Genomic DNA, 17234 nt, shown 5'->3' on the forward strand with positions numbered 1-17234 from the left:
GGAAGGATAACTGTCAAGTTCCATAATCCCCTCTTTGTTGGTGAAGAAGTGGAAGTTATAGCAGAAATAAAGGAAAATAGAAGGAAAATAAAGATTACTAAAGCAGAAATGAAAAGAACTTCCGATGGAAAGAAAATAGCTGAAGCAGAAGCAATAATGTTTGTTAAAAGGGAGAATAGATGAAAAAGTTGTTCTTTACACTTCTTTTCGTCCTATTTCCAGTAATTTCTTTCTCTCAAGAGGTAAAAATCTTAATAGATGCCGTTTCAGTAAGAGATTCCGTAAATGGAGAGATAGTTAGAACGTTAAACAGTGGTGAAAAAGAGGAACTCTTTAACGTTTATGGATACTGGGGGAAAGTTAAGGGCGGTTGGCTAAACTTAGACTACACCGATTACTCTTTCCCAGACTTTTCCGTTACAGCTGAGGTTAAATTAAGTATAGGGGTAGTTCTTGTTCATTCTAAAGCAGAAACCGACTCTGGAGAAATAGAATTAAAGCCTAATGATGTTATCTTCTTTAAAACCGAAAAAAACGGGAAAATTTTCGGTCTCTTTAACAAAAAAGCAGTTGCTATTAACCTTAATGATATTGAATTAAAAGAGTTAAACTTTAAAGTGGTTAACTTAAATAGACCTGTAAAGCTGTTTTCTGAAAGTGGAGAAGAGACCGTAGTTTTTCCAGGAGAGACCGTTCTTTTTGAAGAGGGAGGAAAAGTTCTTTACAAAAACCATTTGTGGGCTAGTTTTCTTTTTACAGATATTAAAACAAAAGAACCTTCTTTAACCTCGTTGGAAGAAGAAATAAACCACCTAATAGATATCTTCAACAGTGCAAAATATTCCTCTCCAATTTCGGAAAGAATAGGTTATTACGTAAAATTGCTCCCTGTTGATGTTAATTCATTTGAAGTTTTGGAAACACCAACAGGATTAGGTCTTAAAATAAGACTTAAATATCAGTTTTTCTATAAGGACGGCAAACCGGTTAAAGGAAGAAAAACAAGGTTTATTCTTAAGAAATCAAATTTCAACTTTTGGAAAACGATTTCAGAACTTTGTTTCAGATATGGGGTTAACAAGTTTGTGGAAATTGAGGTTTACCGCTTTAATGGAGAAAACGACTTTGAGAAGGAAGGTTTCATAGCTTCGAGCTATCACTATTACAAAGAGAACAAACTCTCTTCCCTTAGTGACTTCATAAATAACTCTGAATCCGAATTTAGCAACGATCTATGGTTCTTTGCTGACGAAGTTTATGAGAGGTTGGAAAATGGGGATTAAAGAAAACGTTGAAAGGATAAAAGAAAGGATAAAAATTGCTTGTGAGAAAGCTGATAGAAATCCTGACGAAGTTCTTCTTCTTGCTGCTTCAAAGACAAGAACTCCTGAAGAAATAAAGGAAGCTTTCTTAGCAGGAATTAAGCTTTTTGGAGAAAATAGAGTTCAAGAAGCAAGGGAGAAAATTCCTAAACTTTCCGATCTTCCTATTGAATGGCATATGATAGGACATCTCCAGACAAACAAGGTAAAGTATGCTGTAAATCTTTTCAGCGTTATTGAGTCTTTGGATTCAAAAAAACTTGCAGATGAACTTGAGAAGAGATTGGAAAAAGTCAAGAAAACAATGGATGTCTTCATAGAAGTAAAGCTTTCCAAAGAACCTACGAAGCACGGTTGTAGTCCTAGCGAGGTCTTAGAGCTTGCAAAGTATGTTCTTTCTAAAAAGCATTTAAAACTCAAAGGTTTAATGACCGTTCCACCATACTCTGAAGACTTAGAGTTTGTAAGACCTTACTTTAGAAAATTGAGAGAAATAAGGAATAAGCTACAGGACGATTTGGGAATACCTATTCCACATCTTTCTATGGGAATGTCTCACGATTTTGAGGTTGCAATAGAGGAAGGGGCTACAATTGTTAGAATTGGAACAGCTATCTTTGGAGAAAGAAAATATTAAGTAAAGTGGAGGAACTATGGCTAAGAAGGAATTAATAGTTTATGTAAAAAATGCCAATAATAAAAAGGTAGTTACTGCCGCTCTTGAGTCAGGAGTTTTCGCGCTTTTACTTGAAAAGCCTGAAAGCAAAAAGGTGAAACAGCTCGCTAAGGTCAAAACAATAGCGCCAGATGGGGATTATAAGCTCGGAGAAGAATTTGTAATTGTTGAAATAAAAGGAAAAGAGGACGAAGAAAGGGCAGCTACTCTTTTAAAGCAAGGGAAGAATGTAATAGTAAAAACGACAGACTGGACAATCATTCCTCTTGAAAACCTTCTTGCTCAAGGTGATAACGTTTACGCTTGGGTAAGGAACACCGAAGAGGCTAAAACTGCTATAACAATCCTTGAAAAAGGAGTTAAAGGCGTAGTTTTGGATACTGAAGACGTAAACGAAATAAAGCTTGCGGGACAAGAGATAAACCTTGGAGGAGAGAAATTAAATCTAGAGGTAGCGAAAATAAAAAGAGTAAAACCTCTTGGAATGTGCGATAGAGTCTGTATAGATACTTGCACTAATCTTACTCGTGGAGAAGGGGCTTTAGTTGGGAACTCCTCTGCTGGAATGTTTTTAGTTCACGCTGAAACAGAATCCAACCCTTATGTTGCGGCAAGACCTTTTAGGGTAAACGCGGGTGCTGTTCATATGTATGTAAGACTTCCAAACGGAAGAACAAAGTACCTTTCTGAAATAGAAAGTGGTGATGAAATAATGATTTACAACTACAAAGGAGAAGGTAAAATCGTTTACGTTGGCAGAGCAAAGGTAGAAAAAAGACCAATGCTCTTAATAGAAGCAGAAACCAAAGATGGAAAGAAAGTTGCTGGGATCTTGCAGAATGCAGAAACCATTAGGCTTACTGCCCCTGATGGGACACCAGTTTCTGTAGTGGAACTAAAAGAGGGAGATGAAGTTCTGGTTTACACAGAAGAACCAGGAAGACACTTTGGAATGAAAGTTAAGGAAAGCATAGTTGAAAAATAACTCTTTTAGAGGTTGGAGATGGAAGACTTTTTCAGAGAACTAATGGCTGACGCTCTAGGAAAATCTAAAGAAGAGCTTTCAGAAATCTTAGGAGAACCAGATAAGATTTGCGATATATTCGTTCAAAGAGTTTACTTAGATGAGTCACTAAAAAAATTTCTTTGGGGAGTTTCTGTCGTTATTTTTGATGGAGACGAGCTTGTGGAGTCTTCTACTTACGCAACCTTTTACAATTGGAACTTGGCAAAACGATACGCAAAGGCTTTAGAAAAGTTTTTTAAAGAACAAGGTTTTGAGACAAACTTGAAAGGAGAACTTGGAGAATGAGGGCGTTAGTTACTGGAGGGGCAGGTTTTATAGGTTCCAATTTGGCTTTGGAACTTCAAAGAAGGTATAAAAACGCTGAAATTTTTGTTCTTGATGATTTTTCTTCTGGATATTTTAAGAACTTAATAGGTTTTGAGGGAGAAATAATTACAGGTTCAATTACAGAAAAAGATACAATAGAAAAGCTAAGAAAGTACAACTTTGATGTTATTTTCCACCAAGCCGCAAACGTTAACACAGTAGACTCAAACCAAAGAAGAATGATGGAAATAAACTGTGAAGCTTTTAAGGAACTTCTAGAAGTTGCTAGAGAGCAAAAAGCAAAAGTTGTTTACGCTTCTTCTGCCGCTGTTTATGGGAACGGCCCTGCTCCTATGAAGGTGGACCAACCTATGACACCAGAGAATGTTTACGGATTTTCTAAGGCTATGATGGATAACCTAGCTAAAAAGTTTATAAAAGAAAATCCAGAGATACAAGTTGTAGGGCTTAGATACTTTAACGTTTATGGACCTCGTGAAACTCACAAAGGAAAAATGGCTAGTATGGTTCTTCAATTAACAGTTCAGATACTTAAAGGGAAAAGACCAAGGCTTTTTAAGTGGGGGGAGCAAAAGAGGGATTTTGTCTACGTTATGGACTGTGTTGAGGCCAACATTAAAGGCTTTGAATCTGAGAAAAGCGGAATTGTAAATGTTGGAACTGGAAGAGCAAGAGCTTTCAACGAAGTTGTGGAAGTAATTAAAAAAACTTTAGGTATCAATGTAGAAACAGAGTATTTTGACAACCCTTACGACTTTTATCAAAACTTTACAGAAGCAGACCTCACCAAAACAAAAGAAGTACTAGGATGGTGCCCAACCACACAAATAGAAGAAGGAATACCTGCTTATATAGATTGGATAAAAGAAAATGTTGATATAGAAAAACTTCCTTACTAATTCTCTACTCTTCCCCTTTTCCTTTTTCCTTCCTTTTTAACTCTTTGAGGACTTGGTATTTTTGTTTAAATGCAATATTTTTGAAACTACCTTAAAAAGATGTTTTAATATAGTTGACACGAAGGTTTAATATAGCTAAATTAAAATTTAAGGAATAAGGAGGATGGGCGGTGATAGACAAGGATACTCCGGTATACATGATAAGTATAGTAGCAAAGATAGCAGGAGTTCATCCTCAAACTCTCCGGTTCTATGAGAATGAGGGGCTTATTAAACCTTCAAGAACTGCTGGTAAAACAAGGCTTTACTCTGAACGGGACTTAGTCAGAATTAAAAGGATTGTATCCCTTACCCGTGAAAGGGGTGTGAACGTGGCGGGAACTCATATTGTCCTCAACCTTGAGGACGACATAGAAAGACTTTTTGTAGAAATTGCTAAGCATCTTGATGCAGCCGCAAAGGAGGCTGTGGTTTCTGTACTTAAAAAGATGAAATTTACAGAACTTGATGTAGAAAAACTTTTAGAAATCTTAGAAAAGTAGGCAGTAAATACTGCCTAACAACTTAAACCAAAAACAAAAAGGAGGGATATGATGAACATCTGGGATATTTTAAGCGGAAGAGCAAAGGATGCAATTCTTCTTTCTCAAGAAGTTGCAAGACAGCTTGGAGAAAGATATGTAGATACTGAGCATCTCTTACTTGCTATGGTAGAACTTCCTGGCTCTCCAGTACTTGATATTTTCACACTCAGTGGACATGACCCTATAAGAGCTAAGAAGTTTATTAGGGAACAAGTTGACAGGGTAGGAAGGTTAGGAATTCCTGCAAGCTACACAGGATACAGTGAGATTTACATTACTCCTACCCTGAAGAAAGTATTCGACGCAGCTATCGATATTGCCCGCCAGATGAAAGCAGGAAGTGTGGACATTGAACATCTATTCCTTGCATTCTATGAAGTTCCGGAAGGAATGGCATACAGAATTTTACTAAAACTTGGTCTTGAGAGAGAAGAAGCACTCACTGCTGTTAAGAAATACAGAGCAGGTAGAGCCAAACTTTCAAGAGAAATTGGTGCTAAAGCCAAAAGAGGAGGAAGAAGGGTTCCTGAAATCTTACGTAAGTTTGGAATCGACCTTACGGGACTTGCCGAAGAGGGTAAGCTTGATCCTGTAATTGACAGAGAGAATGAAATTAAAAGAGTTATTCAAATTCTTTCTAGAAGAACCAAGAACAATCCTGTCCTTGTAGGACCTGCAGGGGTTGGAAAAACTGCAATTGTTGAAGGGGTTGCCCAAAAAATTGCAAATGGAGAAGTTCCAGAAGAGTTAAAGGATAAAAGAATTGTTGCCCTTGATATGGCAGCACTTGTAGCGGGAACAAAGTACCGTGGTGAGTTTGAAGAAAGATTAAAGCAAGTACTTGATGCTGTTAAAGAAGAGGGTAACATAATTCTCTTTATTGACGAACTTCACACAGTTGTTGGAGCAGGTGCAGCAGAAGGTTCTATGGATGCTGCAAACATTATGAAACCTGCTCTTGCAAGGGGAGAATTTAGAGTTATTGGTGCTACAACTGTAGATGAGTTTAGAAAGTACATCGAAAAAGATCCTGCACTCGAAAGAAGATTTGCACCTGTTTGGGTAGAAGAACCAAGCATTGAGAGTGCTATCAAGATGTTAAAAGGTCTTAAACCTAAGCTTGAAGAACACCACAAAGTTAAGATCACTGACGATGCAATAGAGGCTGCTGTTAAGCTTTCCAAGAAGTACATCCAAGGAAGGTACTTACCAGATAAAGCTATCGACGTTCTTGATGAAGCTTGTGCAAGAAAGAAGATAGAAGCTACTTACAACCTTCCAGAACTAACAGAACTTAAAGAAAAGCTCCATGCTTTAAGAGCGGAACTAGATGAAGCTGTTAAGGCTGAAGAGTTTGATAAGGCTGCAAAGCTTAAGAAGGAGATTAAGGATATTGAAGCTAAGATAAAAGAAATTGAAGAAAAGCAAGAAAAGGCTAAAGAACAGGGAGAGAGCTTACCTACTGTAACGGCAGAAGATGTTGCAGAAGTAATTTCCGAAATGACAGGTATTCCTGCTTCTAAGCTTCAAGAGGAAGAGATTCAAAAACTCCTTAAAATGGAAGAAGAACTCCACAAGAGGGTTATTGGTCAAGAAAGAGCCATTAAAGCGATTTCTGAAGCCATTAGACGTGCAAGGGCAGGACTTCAACCTCCAAACAGACCTCTTGGTTCATTCCTCTTCCTTGGACCAACAGGCGTTGGTAAGACAGAACTAGCGAAAACCCTTGCTGAATATCTATTTGGTGACGAAACTGCAATCGTTAGATTTGACATGTCTGAGTATATGGAAAAACATGCCGTATCCAAACTTATAGGTGCACCTCCTGGATACGTTGGATATGAGGAAGGTGGACAGCTTACAGAGGCTGTTAGACGTAAACCTTACAGCGTGATCTTACTTGATGAAATAGAGAAAGCTCACCCAGATGTGTTTAACATTCTCTTACAAATCCTGGACGATGGAAGACTTACAGATGCAAAAGGAAGAACCGTTGACTTTAGCAACACAGTGATAATCATGACCTCCAACGTTGGTTCTGAAAAGATAATGAACCTTTCTAAGGAAGAGTTCGAGAAGAAGTACGATGAAATTAAAGAGCAAATAATGAACGAACTGAAACTTAGATTTAGACCTGAGTTCTTAAACAGAATAGATGAGATTATCATTTTCCATCCTCTTTCTGAGGATGAGATTAAGCAGATTGTTGATTTGCTTATTGCTAAACTTAACAAGCGTCTTGAAGACAGAGGAATTAAGATTGTTCTCACAGAAGAAGCTAAATCTGCACTTGCAAAGCGTGGATATGTGCCAGAGTTTGGTGCAAGACCTCTAAGAAGAACAATTCAAAGGGACATTGAGACTCCACTATCTGTGAAGATTTTGGAAGGAACGGTCAAGGACGGAGACACCGTTAAAGTTGACTACGATAAGGAAAAGGGCGAGTTTACCTTTGAAGTAGAAAGAGATATTCCTCCTAAAAAGGCAGAGATAAAAACTAAAGATGAAGAAACTTCTGAATCTAATGAAAACGAGGAAAATAAGGATGACTAATCTAGGGGGCTATGCCCCCCTTTTTTATTTTAACTTTTCTTCCAATATATCTTTAACTTGTGCTACGTCTTTATCTCCTCTTCCAGAGAGATTAATAACGACAAGTTGTCCTTTTAGATTTTCTTTATTTCTTATTACCCAAGCAACTGCATGTGAACTTTCAAGAGCAGGAATTATCCCTTCTGTCCTTGAGAGAATCTGAAAGGCCTCTAAAGCTTCTTCGTCAGTAACAGCAAAATATTCAGCTCTCTTTATATCCTTTAATAAGGAATGTTCTGGTCCTACTCCAGGATAATCAAGCCCTGCAGATACAGAGTGGGTAGGAGTTATTTGTCCATCTTCCGTTTGTAAAACGTAGGATTTAGCTCCGTGAAAGACTCCCACAGTTCCTTTACACAAGGTTGCAGCATGTTTATCGGTATCAAGTCCATACCCACCAGCTTCAACTCCAACTAGTCTCACGCTTTTTTCTTCAATGAAAGGATAAAACATCCCTATTGCATTGCTTCCACCACCGACACAAGCAACAATGGTATCTGGAAGTCTTCCCTCTTTTTGTAGTATCTGTTCTTTAGTTTCGTTTCCTATCACAGACTGAAAATCCCTAACCATTTCTGGATAAGGATGGGGACCAACGGCAGAACCGATGATGTAGTGGGTTGTTCTAACGTTTGTAACCCAATCCCTTAAAGCTTCATTTACAGCATCTTTTAAAGTTCTGCTACCACTTTTTACAACTTCTACTTTAGCCCCTAGAAGTTCCATTCTAAAAACGTTTAAAGCTTGTCTCCTTACGTCCTCTTCTCCCATGTAAACAACACACTCTAAACCTAAGAAAGCACAAGCTGTAGCAGTAGCAACTCCGTGCTGTCCTGCACCTGTTTCAGCGATAATCCTTCTTTTTCCCATACGTTTTGCTAAGAGTGCCTGTCCAAGAGCATTGTTTATCTTGTGGGCACCAGTATGGTTTAAGTCTTCCCTTTTTAAGTAAACCTTTATACCGTTTCCAAGATACTCAGAAAACCTTTGGGCATACTGTAAAGGAGTAGGACGTCCAACGTACTCTCTTAGAAGATCTTTAAATTCTTCTTGAAAGGAAGGATCCTTTTTTATCCTGTGGTAATTTTCTTCAAGTTCAGATAGTGCTGCCATTAACGTTTCAGGAACATACTTTCCACCGTATATACCGAATTTCCCTTTCTCATCTGGGTAGTTATACAAAGCAAACCTCCTACTTAATCACTCCAGCCGCAATTCCCCACCTGTGGGCATACATTCTACCGTAAGGTCTTGTACTTACAGGGACAATCTTGGTAAACGGTTCAGAAAGAACTTCATCAAGAGAAATGTTAAAAGCCTCACAAAAACCTTTAAGTTCCTCTTTTAGAATTTTCATATCTTCATCGTTTACCTCAAAAACCTTAACTTCCTTACCCAAGTATCTTTCGGGAACTTCCCCTCTAACGAAAATTACTCCTCCGTGCATACCGGTTGCACAGTAATCTCCTACGATATCTTCTCCTGCTTTTCTATTAAGTCCCAATAGAATCAGCCTTCCGCCTGCCATGTACTCACCAAAAAAGTTTCCAGCTTTCCCACCAACAATAAAGGTTGGAATTAAATCTTTGTATCCTTTCATATGGATTCCTACTCTATAGCCCACATCTCCTTCTATGTAAACTTTTCCTCCCCTCATTCCATATCCGCAAACGTCTCCAGCATGCCCTCTAACAACTATCTTTCCAGTCATCATTGTGTTTCCAACACCATCTTGGGCGTTGCCAAAAACTTCTATTTCAGGACCATAGAGGAAAATTCCAAGGTCGTTTCCAGCAGTCCCGTAAACTTCAATCTTTACGTTTCCTCTAATTCCTGTTCCTATGTATCTCTGACCGTAAACTTCTTTGAGAATAATTTTTTTAGTCCCTTCCTTAACAAGCTCTTTAATCTTTTCATTTACTACTCTATAGTGAGTAGTTCCACAAACTATTTCAAAAACATTTTCTTCCACTTTTCTAACTTCCATTCTATCCCTCACGCCTTCAAGGTTATTCTTAGGTAGGTTGGCAAGAATCTTTATCTTGACACCTATTTAAAAGAACGATAACTGGTTCTCCAGCTCTTGGCATCCAAACTTTTTCTGGATCTTTACAAATAACTTTAATTGCAGATTCTTCACTTGCCATGTAGACAGTTTCTCCTTTCTCAGCAACGACAAAAGGTCTTAGTTTAATTCTATCGTTAAAGCCTATAACTCCATCTCTAAAAGCAAAAAGCATTGCAAAAGGTCCGTTAAGCATTGCTGGAGCATAAACTGTTCTTATCATCTTTATCATTTCAAAAAGCTTTTCATCTCCAATTTCTTTGTAGCGGTTTACATCTTTCCAGAACGGAGATGCCATTGCCATAAAGACTGCTTTTATTGGAAGTTTGTGTTTTCTAAAGAGAAGATCAAAAAGGTATGCTGCAACTTCTGTATCTGTCAAAAGAGTACATTTATATCCAAACATCTCTACGTATCTTTTATTTGTTCCGTAAGAGGTAATCTCTCCGTTATGAACGATTGCCCAGTCAAGAAGAGTAAATGGGTGTGCTCCTCCCCACCATCCAGGGGTGTTGGTTGGGAAGCGGGTGTGAGCAAGCCAAATATACCCTTCGTATTCCTTTATTTCAAAAAAATCACCTATTTCATCAGGGTGTCCAACTCCTTTGAATGCACCCATATTCTTTCCACTGGATATTACATAAGCACCTTTAACGCCATCGTTTATTGTCATTACAGCTCTTACAACCATATCCTCTTCACTTTCTAATGGAAGCCTTGCATCTTCTTTAGGTTCTACAAAATACCTATAAAAGACTGGAGGAGTTGTTTTCTTGTAAAGGGAAGGAACGCTCTTAGTAGGAATTATCTCACTCTTAACTATCTTGAAAAATTTGGTTAAGACCGCTTTTACTTCAGGTTCTACATCTAAGCTGTCAAGCATAACGTGGAAAGCGTAATATTCTGCCATATCTGGATAGATACCGTAAGCGGCATAACCTGCACCCATTCCGTTTCCACGTTCTTTCATGGAAGATATGGATTCATAAATGAATTTCCCGGAAATTGCTTTCCCATCTTTGTTCACTATTCCTGCAAGACCGCAACCGGACATTTCACTATAGCAAGCCATTACACAGCCCTCCAATCCTTGTAAGCCGTCTTATCCTCTACAAGCTTTTCCTGTCTCCACCAGCTTGGAAGATCGACTAATCCGAAATCAAGGGACACAAGCCTGTCTTTGATGTTAGAAACGTCAATTTTCTGCCTTATCAGGTTGGTTAGGATACCCACCCTATCTATTTCTCCAATAGCAACAAAACCTACAAGCTTTCCGTCTTTAATTATTGCTTTTCTATAGTAACCCTCTTCTTCAAACCTATCGTTAACAATAACTTCAAAAGACTCGTCAGGTGGATCTACAATACCTGCATTTAGAACAGGTTTCTCTAAAAACTTTAAAGAGTTGAGAGGAATTCCTCCTAAGTACTTTATTTCCTTTCCAGCCATATTTAAACCGGCTATGAGACCTTGCTCAAAAGCAAGAGGAAATAGAGGTAAATTCTTTCTAACCCCATCTGTAATGTCTATACACTCTATACAATCACCAGCAGCATAGATGTCAGGAATGTTCGTTCTCATGTGTTCGTCTGTAATTATTCCTCTATTTACCTCTATTCCAGCATCTTTAGCAAGATCCACATTTGGTCTTACACCAATTGCTATAACAACAGCACCGGCTTCTAAAAACTCACCGCTTTTAAGCTTAACACCTTTTACTTTTTTATCTCCTAGGATTTCCTCTACAGTATTGTTGAAGATGAATTCAACTCCCTTATCCCTTAACATCTTTTCTACTATCTGTGAACCCCTCTCATCAAGCGCCTTTCCAAGAACTCTATTAAGCAGTTCAACAACAACAACTTCTTTGTTTATCTCTCTTAAGAAATAAGCGACTTCTAGACCTATAAAACCGGAACCAATTACTACCACTTTGTTAACATTATTCTCTTTTAAATATTCCTTAAAGTCTTTAGCACTCTTTAACTCTGTAAATGTAAATACTCCTTCCTTATCACTACCTAAAATTGGAGGAACAAAAGGAACAGCACCGGTTGATATTAGAAGTTTATCGTAAGGGATGGTTTCTCCATCTTCAAGAATGACTTTCTTTTCACTGGAATCTATTTTTACAGCTTTTTTCCTAAGTTTTTGTTCTACTTTGTTAACGCTAAAGAAATCTTCATCTCTATAAATGAGCTTTTCCTCTGGGAAATCTACAAGAACATCGGCAATCATAGGCTTTGAATAACACCTATCTTCATAAGAGATGACAACTATTTCACCCTCTTTGTCAACTTTCCTAATTCCTGTAATGCACCCAACGGCTGCGGCACTGTTTCCTATGATTACGTATCTCATTCTCCTTACCTCTCAAAGTCATAAATGAGTGCTCTATTGGGACACGCTTCAACACAAGCTGGGAAATTCCTTCCTTCACATAAATCACACTTAAAGGAGTGTTTCCTTTCTACAAACGGATGGGCTGCTCCAAATGGACAAACTAGAACGCATCCCCAACAACCTACACACTTTTCTTCATCAAGCTTAACTTTTCCATTTTCGTCTTGAGTAATTGCTCCTGAAATACAAGCATCAAGACAGAAAGGATGTTTACAGTGGCGACACATAACAGATATGGAAACTGCTCCCTTTACTTCAACAGTTGGTCTTGGCTTTAGACCTTCTAACTTGTAAGCTTTAACAGGGTCTTGGCTTTTACTGTGAACCATTGTACAAGCAACTTCGCAATACCTACAGGATATACAGTTTTCCTCTATTGGATACACCTTCATAAGTTTTCTTTTCTTTGACATAGCCACCTCTCCTACATTCCGGCAGGTAGAACGCCGAGGATTTTGTTTTCTTGCTCGGTAAGTCCCCAGCTTCTAAGTCTTAACCTGTTTCCTTTAATACTCTCTATTGCATTTATTCCCATAGCTCCAAGAAGTTCTTTAATATCGTGTGCCCAAGCCCTTAATATATTGTAAAGATTCTCAGCAACTATATCCGGATTAAGTCTTTTGGCAAGTTTTGGATCGTTTGTAGTTATTCCCCAAGCGCAACGTCCTGTATGACACTGTTGACATTGGGTACAACCGGCTGCAAGTTTTGCTACTGTTCCTATATAGACTGCATCTGCCCCAAGGGCTATTGCCTTAAGAACGTCTACTGCGCTTCTAAATCCTCCAGCAGCTATAAGGGAAACCTCATTTCTAAGTCCTTCTTTTCTTAGCCTGTCATCAACTGCCGCAATTGCAAGTTCTATAGGAATACCAACGTGATCTCTTAGGGATTTTGGAGTAGCTCCAGTACCTCCTCTTACACCATCAATAACGATAGCATCTGCTCCTGCATGGGCAATACCACAAGCGATAGCTGCAACGTTATGAACAGCAGCAATCTTTACAAACACAGGTTTTTCATAGTTTGTAGCTTCTTTGAGAGCATAGATAAGTTGCCTTAAGTCCTCAATAGAGTAAATATCGTGGTGAGGAGCTGGGGAAATAGCATCAGCACCTACTGGAATCATACGAGTTTCTGCTATTCCCTCATTTACCTTTTCACCTGGGAGATGTCCACCAATTCCTGGTTTTGCTCCTTGTCCAATCTTTATTTCGATTGCAGCAGAATTTTCAAGGTATTCAAGGTCAACGCCAAATCTTCCTGAGGCTACTTGGACAACTGTGCAGTCTTTGTAGTCTCTTAAAGACTTGTGAAGACCACCCTCACCTGTGTTCCAGAAAGTTCCAAACTCTTTTGCAGCTCTTGCCATAGCTTTTTGAAGGTTAAGGTTGATAGAACCATAAGACATAGCTGAAAACATTACAGGTATCTCAAGTTCAAGCTGTTTTCCAATCTTGGTCTTTATAGTTACTCCATCTTCTTCAAACTCTACCTTATCGGTCTTCCTACCAATGAAAGTTTTTAATTCCATAGGTTCTCTTAGAGGGTCTATTGGAGGGTTTGTCACTTGACATGCATCAAGAAGTAAATGGTCGAAGTAATTCTTTATAGGTTTATCGTTTCCAGTGGAAGTGAGAATTACTGCCCCTGTAAGCATTTCCGTGTGAATATCCCTAATTGCTTCTTCTGTCCAGTTGGCATCAGGATGAAAAGTGGAAGGATTCTTAACAACCTTTATTGCATCGGTTGGACAGAACGCTTCACACCTTTTACAGTTAACACAGTTCTCGTTGTGGTTTAAAATCTTGTCAAGATCTTTATCGTAGTATGTGGCGTCAAAAGAACACTGGTCAACGCAAGACTTACACCTTATACACTTTTCGTCGTCCCTTAAAACCATAAAAGGATAAAATGCAACTTGAGGTTTCTTAAAGAGCATAATCAGCACCCCCAAAAGTGGTAAAAGACATTTTACAAAATTTTTTATAATTCCTTCCAAACAGACGGAGATCACAAATGGCCTACATTGCTATACCGAGAAAATACAGACCCACAAGGTTTAGAGAAGTAACGGGACAGGAATACATTACGGAAACCTTAAAAAATGCCATAAAAACCGGTCGTTTTGCCCACGCTTACATATTTGCAGGACCTCGTGGAGTAGGTAAAACAACTACAGCAAGGATTGTTGCTAAAGCTTTAAACTGCGAGAACCTACAAGATGGAGAACCTTGTAATACTTGTAAGTCTTGTGTAGAAATTTCTAAAGGTTCATTCCCAGATGTAATAGAGATTGATGCAGCAACAAATAGGGGAATTGATCAAATAAGAGAATTAAGAGAGTCTGTTAACTACGCTCCAAGCAAAGGAAAAAAGAAAGTTTACATCATAGATGAATTTCATATGCTAACAAAAGAAGCTTTCAACGCTCTTCTTAAAACCTTAGAGGAACCACCTTCACACGTCGTATTCATCTTGGCAACCACAGAAATAGATAAGATTCCTCCTACTATTCTTTCAAGATGCCAAAAATACATCTTTAGAAAAATCCCAAAAGATTTAATGGTGAGAACATTAAAGGAAATATGTGAAAAGGAAAATGTTAGATATGAAGAGGAAGCTCTATTTCTCATTGCCACAGCCTCAGAAGGTTGTATGAGAGATGCTGAAAGTCTTTTAGACCAAGCTATCGCCCTTGGTAATGGAGAAGTTAGGACAAGAGAGGTTTCTGAGTTCTTAGGAGTTTTAACTTCTGAGAAAATCTTAGAAATATTAAAACTTTCTTTTGCAGGTGATAAACAAGCTTTAAGGGAAATTTTGAAAAACTTAGAAAATCAAGGTTACAACCCAAGTTTTATTGTAAAACAGCTTTTAGAAAAAGTTGAAAGTCAATTTATCGAAGGAGGTGAATTTTCAGACGAGGAACTTGTAGCTGCGTTCAAAATACTCTCTGATGCTTATAAAGGAATAGCTTTTCATCCTTATCCTTATACAGCACTGTTCTTTTACCTTTACAAGCTATCCTACTTTAAGGATGTAAAGAGAATAACAGAACTCACAACAGGAAATCTTGTAGTTCAAGACGCAGAAAAAAAAACTCAAGAAACTAAGCAATCGTCAGACATTTACATAAAAGAGATTCGTGAAAAAGAATCCTTTGTGGAAATTATTCCTAAGAACAGCATAGCCTATGAAATCTTAAAAGGTAGATTGGAAGAACTTGAAAAGAGATTTGGAAAAAGGGTAAAACTTCTTAAAGTAGAAAGTGAATCTCCAAAGAAAGAGTTTAAAATTTCTCCTGAATCTGAGGCAAAGATAGAAAAACTTCTAAAGACCTTTGATGGAAAACTTTTTCCCGGATACCCGAAGGTGATAGATGAAGGTTCTAATAGTTGATGATGAAAAGACTATAAGAGGAACTTTAAAAGAGATTTTGGAAGAAGAAGGTTTTGAAGTCTTTGTTGAAGATACTGGATCTAAGGTTTTAAGGGCTCTTGAAAACATACAACCTGAAATCTTAATCCTTGACCTGTTTTTACCGGGAATATCTGGAATGGATGTCTTAGAGAGCTTATATGATAAAGGATTTACAAAAAATACCGCAGTGATAATAGTATCTGGACATGGAACGGTTGAAACTTCTGTAAAAGCTATGAAGCTTGGGGCTTTTGACTTTATAGAGAAGCCTATCAAGTACGAAAAACTTTTAAAAACCATTGAAAGTGCAAAAGATTTTGTTATCCAAAGTAGAACAAAGGATTTTGATGCTTCCTATACAGAACTTCCCTTAAGAAAAGCAAAAGAAACATTTGAGAAAAGGTACATAGAAGAAGTACTGAAGAAGTTTAACTGGGATTTAAAAAAAGCTGCCGCCTTTATGGAAATAGATATTTCAAATCTTTACAGGAAACTAAATAAATACGGCATAAACAATCAATGAGTCTGTTTGAGGTCTTAAACGCTATAGGTCTTTTCTCTTTTGCTGCTTCTGGTGTTTTCAAGGGAATTAACAAGAACTTAGACCTTTTAGGAGTTATCACCTTAGGTTTTCTAACTGCCCTTGGGGGAGGAATAACCAGAGATTTAATTGTTAACAGAGTTCCTATGGCTTTTACAGGTTGTAAAGACCTGTTAATTACTTTCTGCGGTATAGCATTTACACTTATTATTTACATTGCCTTTAGAAAGGATTTTTCTACTAAGAAGGTAATAAAATACTTTGACGCTATAGGCCTTGCTGCTTTTTCTGTTACGGGTTTTCTGGTTGGGACAGAAAGCAATATAAACTATTTCGGAGTTATTCTTCTTGGACTTATAACAGGTGCAGGTGGAGGAGTAATCAGTGACATACTTACAAGGGAAATACCTTTTATTCTTAAGGAAGATTTTTACGCATCTTGTTCAATAATAGGTGGTATTATCTTTATAACTCTAAAAGAACTTGATTTCTCCCTTGAGGTAGCTTCCTTTTTCTCTCTTCTTATAATCTTGATTGTTAGAATACTTGCGATAGAGAAAGGATGGCACCTTCCGAAAATAGGAGAAAAAGGTTGAATTGGTTAAGGGAAGAACTTGAAGATTTAAAGAAAAAGAATCTTTATAGAACTTTAAGAGCCTTAGCATCACATCAGGGAAAAGGAATCGTTATAGATGGAAGGAGATATCTAAACTTCTCTTCAAACGATTATCTTTCTCTTGCCAAAGAGTTTTCTTTAGACTGTTTTAAAGAGTGGGGAACCGGTTCTGGAGCTTCAAGACTTATAAGTGGAAATTTTGAGATTCACGAGCTCTTAGAGGAAGAGCTTGCAAAGTTAAAGAAAACAGAAAGCTCTTTGCTTTTCTCTACAGGCTATATGGCAAATGTTGGAGTAATCTCCACATTGGCGAAAGAAGGAGATTTAATACTCTCAGATGAACTAAACCACGCTTCAATAATAGACGGTTGCAGGTTAAGTAAGGCCAAAGTTAAAGTTTACGGCCATTCCAATGTTGAAGAGCTTGAGTTTATTCTTTCAAAGGAAAGAAAAAACTATAGAAGGTGTTTTATCGTTACCGACTCCGTTTTCAGTATGGATGGAGATATTGCACCACTTAAAGAGCTTTTTAAGATAAAAGATGAATACGACGCTGTTTTAATTATCGACGATGCCCACGCTACAGGTGTAATCGGTTGGTCGTCGCTGGATGTTTTTAACATAGTTCCAGATGAAAGAACCGTAATAGTTGGTACTTTAGGAAAGGCCCTTGGAACTTTTGGGGCCTTTGTGTGTGGAAGTCGCATTTTGAGAGAATACCTTATAAATAAGTGTAGAAGCTTTATCTTTACGACCGCCCTT

Annotated in this window: 18 protein-coding genes; 12 read left to right on the plus strand and 6 right to left on the minus strand. The window is 37.9% G+C overall.

From position 1 onward, the window contains the following. From ABGX27_04320 to ABGX27_04355, 8 genes are all read left to right on the plus strand, one after another. Positions 1 to 183: hotdog fold domain-containing protein (locus ABGX27_04320; GenBank protein ID MEO2068717.1), on the plus strand; the 183-nt coding region annotated here is incomplete at its 5' end. Then, positions 180 to 1283: a hypothetical protein gene (locus ABGX27_04325; protein MEO2068718.1), complete on the plus strand. Its 1104-nt coding sequence runs from the start codon at positions 180 to 182 to the stop codon at positions 1281 to 1283. The genes ABGX27_04320 and ABGX27_04325, both read left to right, overlap by 4 nt. After that, on the plus strand, positions 1273 to 1959 hold the full coding sequence (locus ABGX27_04330; GenBank protein MEO2068719.1) for a YggS family pyridoxal phosphate-dependent enzyme: 687 nt from the start codon (positions 1273 to 1275) through the stop codon (positions 1957 to 1959). Before ABGX27_04325 ends, ABGX27_04330 begins: the two co-directional genes overlap by 11 nt. Positions 1960 to 1975: 16 nt before the next feature. Continuing rightward, positions 1976 to 2983 carry a 3-dehydroquinate synthase II gene (locus ABGX27_04335; GenBank protein ID MEO2068720.1) on the plus strand — a complete coding sequence of 336 codons (1008 nt, stop codon included), beginning with the start codon at positions 1976 to 1978 and terminating at the stop codon, positions 2981 to 2983. Positions 2984 to 3001: 18 nt separating this feature from the next. After that, the gene (locus ABGX27_04340) at positions 3002 to 3310 is read left to right on the plus strand and encodes a hypothetical protein (protein MEO2068721.1); all 309 of its coding nucleotides are present in this window, start codon (positions 3002 to 3004) and stop codon (positions 3308 to 3310) included. After that, positions 3307 to 4251: an ADP-glyceromanno-heptose 6-epimerase gene (gene rfaD, locus ABGX27_04345; protein MEO2068722.1), complete on the plus strand. Its 945-nt coding sequence runs from the start codon at positions 3307 to 3309 to the stop codon at positions 4249 to 4251. The genes ABGX27_04340 and rfaD overlap by 4 nt, the downstream gene beginning before the upstream one ends. A gap of 170 nt (positions 4252 to 4421) precedes the next feature. Then, entirely contained in the window at positions 4422 to 4793 is a 372-nt protein-coding gene (locus tag ABGX27_04350; protein ID MEO2068723.1) for a MerR family transcriptional regulator, read from the plus strand. A gap of 51 nt (positions 4794 to 4844) precedes the next feature. Further along, positions 4845 to 7388 carry an ATP-dependent Clp protease ATP-binding subunit gene (locus ABGX27_04355; GenBank protein ID MEO2068724.1) on the plus strand — a complete coding sequence of 848 codons (2544 nt, stop codon included), beginning with the start codon at positions 4845 to 4847 and terminating at the stop codon, positions 7386 to 7388. Positions 7389 to 7412: 24 nt separating this feature from the next. Here ABGX27_04355 and trpB read toward each other — a convergent pair whose 3' ends face one another. From trpB to ABGX27_04385, 6 genes are read right to left on the minus strand one after another with little or no spacing between them, the layout of a single operon-like run. Further along, positions 7413 to 8609, minus strand: a complete 1197-nt coding sequence (gene trpB / locus ABGX27_04360; protein ID MEO2068725.1) for a tryptophan synthase subunit beta — start codon at positions 8607 to 8609, stop codon at positions 7413 to 7415. 10 nt (positions 8610 to 8619) lie between these two features. After that, the gene (locus ABGX27_04365; GenBank protein ID MEO2068726.1) at positions 8620 to 9414 is read right to left on the minus strand and encodes a hypothetical protein; all 795 of its coding nucleotides are present in this window, start codon (positions 9412 to 9414) and stop codon (positions 8620 to 8622) included. 28 nt (positions 9415 to 9442) lie between these two features. Next, complete coding sequence (locus ABGX27_04370; GenBank protein MEO2068727.1) at positions 9443 to 10564, minus strand: glutamine amidotransferase family protein; 1122 nt, start codon at positions 10562 to 10564, stop codon at positions 9443 to 9445. Next, on the minus strand, positions 10564 to 11853 hold the full coding sequence (locus ABGX27_04375) for an FAD-dependent oxidoreductase (protein ID MEO2068728.1): 1290 nt from the start codon (positions 11851 to 11853) through the stop codon (positions 10564 to 10566). The genes ABGX27_04370 and ABGX27_04375 overlap by 1 nt, the downstream gene beginning before the upstream one ends. Before the next feature lie 5 nt (positions 11854 to 11858). Beyond that, positions 11859 to 12308, minus strand: coding sequence for a 4Fe-4S dicluster domain-containing protein (locus ABGX27_04380; GenBank protein ID MEO2068729.1), 450 nt, complete (start codon positions 12306 to 12308; stop codon positions 11859 to 11861). Positions 12309 to 12319: 11 nt separating this feature from the next. Then, entirely contained in the window at positions 12320 to 13837 is a 1518-nt protein-coding gene (locus ABGX27_04385; GenBank protein ID MEO2068730.1) for a glutamate synthase-related protein, read from the minus strand. 77 nt (positions 13838 to 13914) lie between these two features. Between ABGX27_04385 and dnaX the strand changes: the two genes are divergently transcribed. From dnaX to ABGX27_04405, 4 genes are all read left to right on the plus strand, one after another. Next, a complete protein-coding gene (gene dnaX, locus ABGX27_04390) occupies positions 13915 to 15294 on the plus strand; it encodes a DNA polymerase III subunit gamma/tau (GenBank protein ID MEO2068731.1) in 1380 nt (459 codons plus the stop codon). Continuing rightward, on the plus strand, positions 15275 to 15838 hold the full coding sequence (locus ABGX27_04395) for a response regulator (protein MEO2068732.1): 564 nt from the start codon (positions 15275 to 15277) through the stop codon (positions 15836 to 15838). Before dnaX ends, ABGX27_04395 begins: the two co-directional genes overlap by 20 nt. Further along, positions 15835 to 16452 (plus strand): trimeric intracellular cation channel family protein, encoded by a 618-nt coding sequence (locus ABGX27_04400; protein MEO2068733.1) that lies wholly within the window; start codon positions 15835 to 15837, stop codon positions 16450 to 16452. The genes ABGX27_04395 and ABGX27_04400 overlap by 4 nt, the downstream gene beginning before the upstream one ends. Continuing rightward, on the plus strand, positions 16449 to 17234 hold a 786-nt coding region (locus tag ABGX27_04405; protein MEO2068734.1), incomplete at its 3' end, for an 8-amino-7-oxononanoate synthase. The genes ABGX27_04400 and ABGX27_04405, both read left to right, overlap by 4 nt.

Source organism: Desulfurobacteriaceae bacterium, assembly GCA_039832905.1.
GTDB lineage: Bacteria > Aquificota > Aquificia > Desulfurobacteriales > Desulfurobacteriaceae > Desulfurobacterium.

Excerpts from the sequence above, each read along its gene's own strand:
- ABGX27_04325 (MEO2068718.1), top strand. The coding sequence starts at position 180 with ATGAAAAAGTTGTTCTTTACACTTCTTTTCGTCCTATTTCCAGTAATT.
- ABGX27_04330 (MEO2068719.1), top strand. The coding sequence starts at position 1,273 with ATGGGGATTAAAGAAAACGTTGAAAGGATAAAAGAAAGGATAAAAATT.
- ABGX27_04335 (MEO2068720.1), top strand. The coding sequence starts at position 1,976 with ATGGCTAAGAAGGAATTAATAGTTTATGTAAAAAATGCCAATAATAAA.
- ABGX27_04340 (MEO2068721.1), top strand. The coding sequence starts at position 3,002 with ATGGAAGACTTTTTCAGAGAACTAATGGCTGACGCTCTAGGAAAATCT.
- rfaD (MEO2068722.1), top strand. The coding sequence starts at position 3,307 with ATGAGGGCGTTAGTTACTGGAGGGGCAGGTTTTATAGGTTCCAATTTG.
- ABGX27_04355 (MEO2068724.1), top strand. The coding sequence starts at position 4,845 with ATGAACATCTGGGATATTTTAAGCGGAAGAGCAAAGGATGCAATTCTT.
- ABGX27_04365 (MEO2068726.1), bottom strand. The coding sequence starts at position 9,414 with ATGGAAGTTAGAAAAGTGGAAGAAAATGTTTTTGAAATAGTTTGTGGA.
- ABGX27_04370 (MEO2068727.1), bottom strand. The coding sequence starts at position 10,564 with ATGGCTTGCTATAGTGAAATGTCCGGTTGCGGTCTTGCAGGAATAGTG.
- ABGX27_04375 (MEO2068728.1), bottom strand. The coding sequence starts at position 11,853 with ATGAGATACGTAATCATAGGAAACAGTGCCGCAGCCGTTGGGTGCATT.
- ABGX27_04380 (MEO2068729.1), bottom strand. The coding sequence starts at position 12,308 with ATGTCAAAGAAAAGAAAACTTATGAAGGTGTATCCAATAGAGGAAAAC.
- ABGX27_04385 (MEO2068730.1), bottom strand. The coding sequence starts at position 13,837 with ATGCTCTTTAAGAAACCTCAAGTTGCATTTTATCCTTTTATGGTTTTA.
- dnaX (MEO2068731.1), top strand. The coding sequence starts at position 13,915 with ATGGCCTACATTGCTATACCGAGAAAATACAGACCCACAAGGTTTAGA.
- ABGX27_04395 (MEO2068732.1), top strand. The coding sequence starts at position 15,275 with ATGAAGGTTCTAATAGTTGATGATGAAAAGACTATAAGAGGAACTTTA.
- ABGX27_04400 (MEO2068733.1), top strand. The coding sequence starts at position 15,835 with ATGAGTCTGTTTGAGGTCTTAAACGCTATAGGTCTTTTCTCTTTTGCT.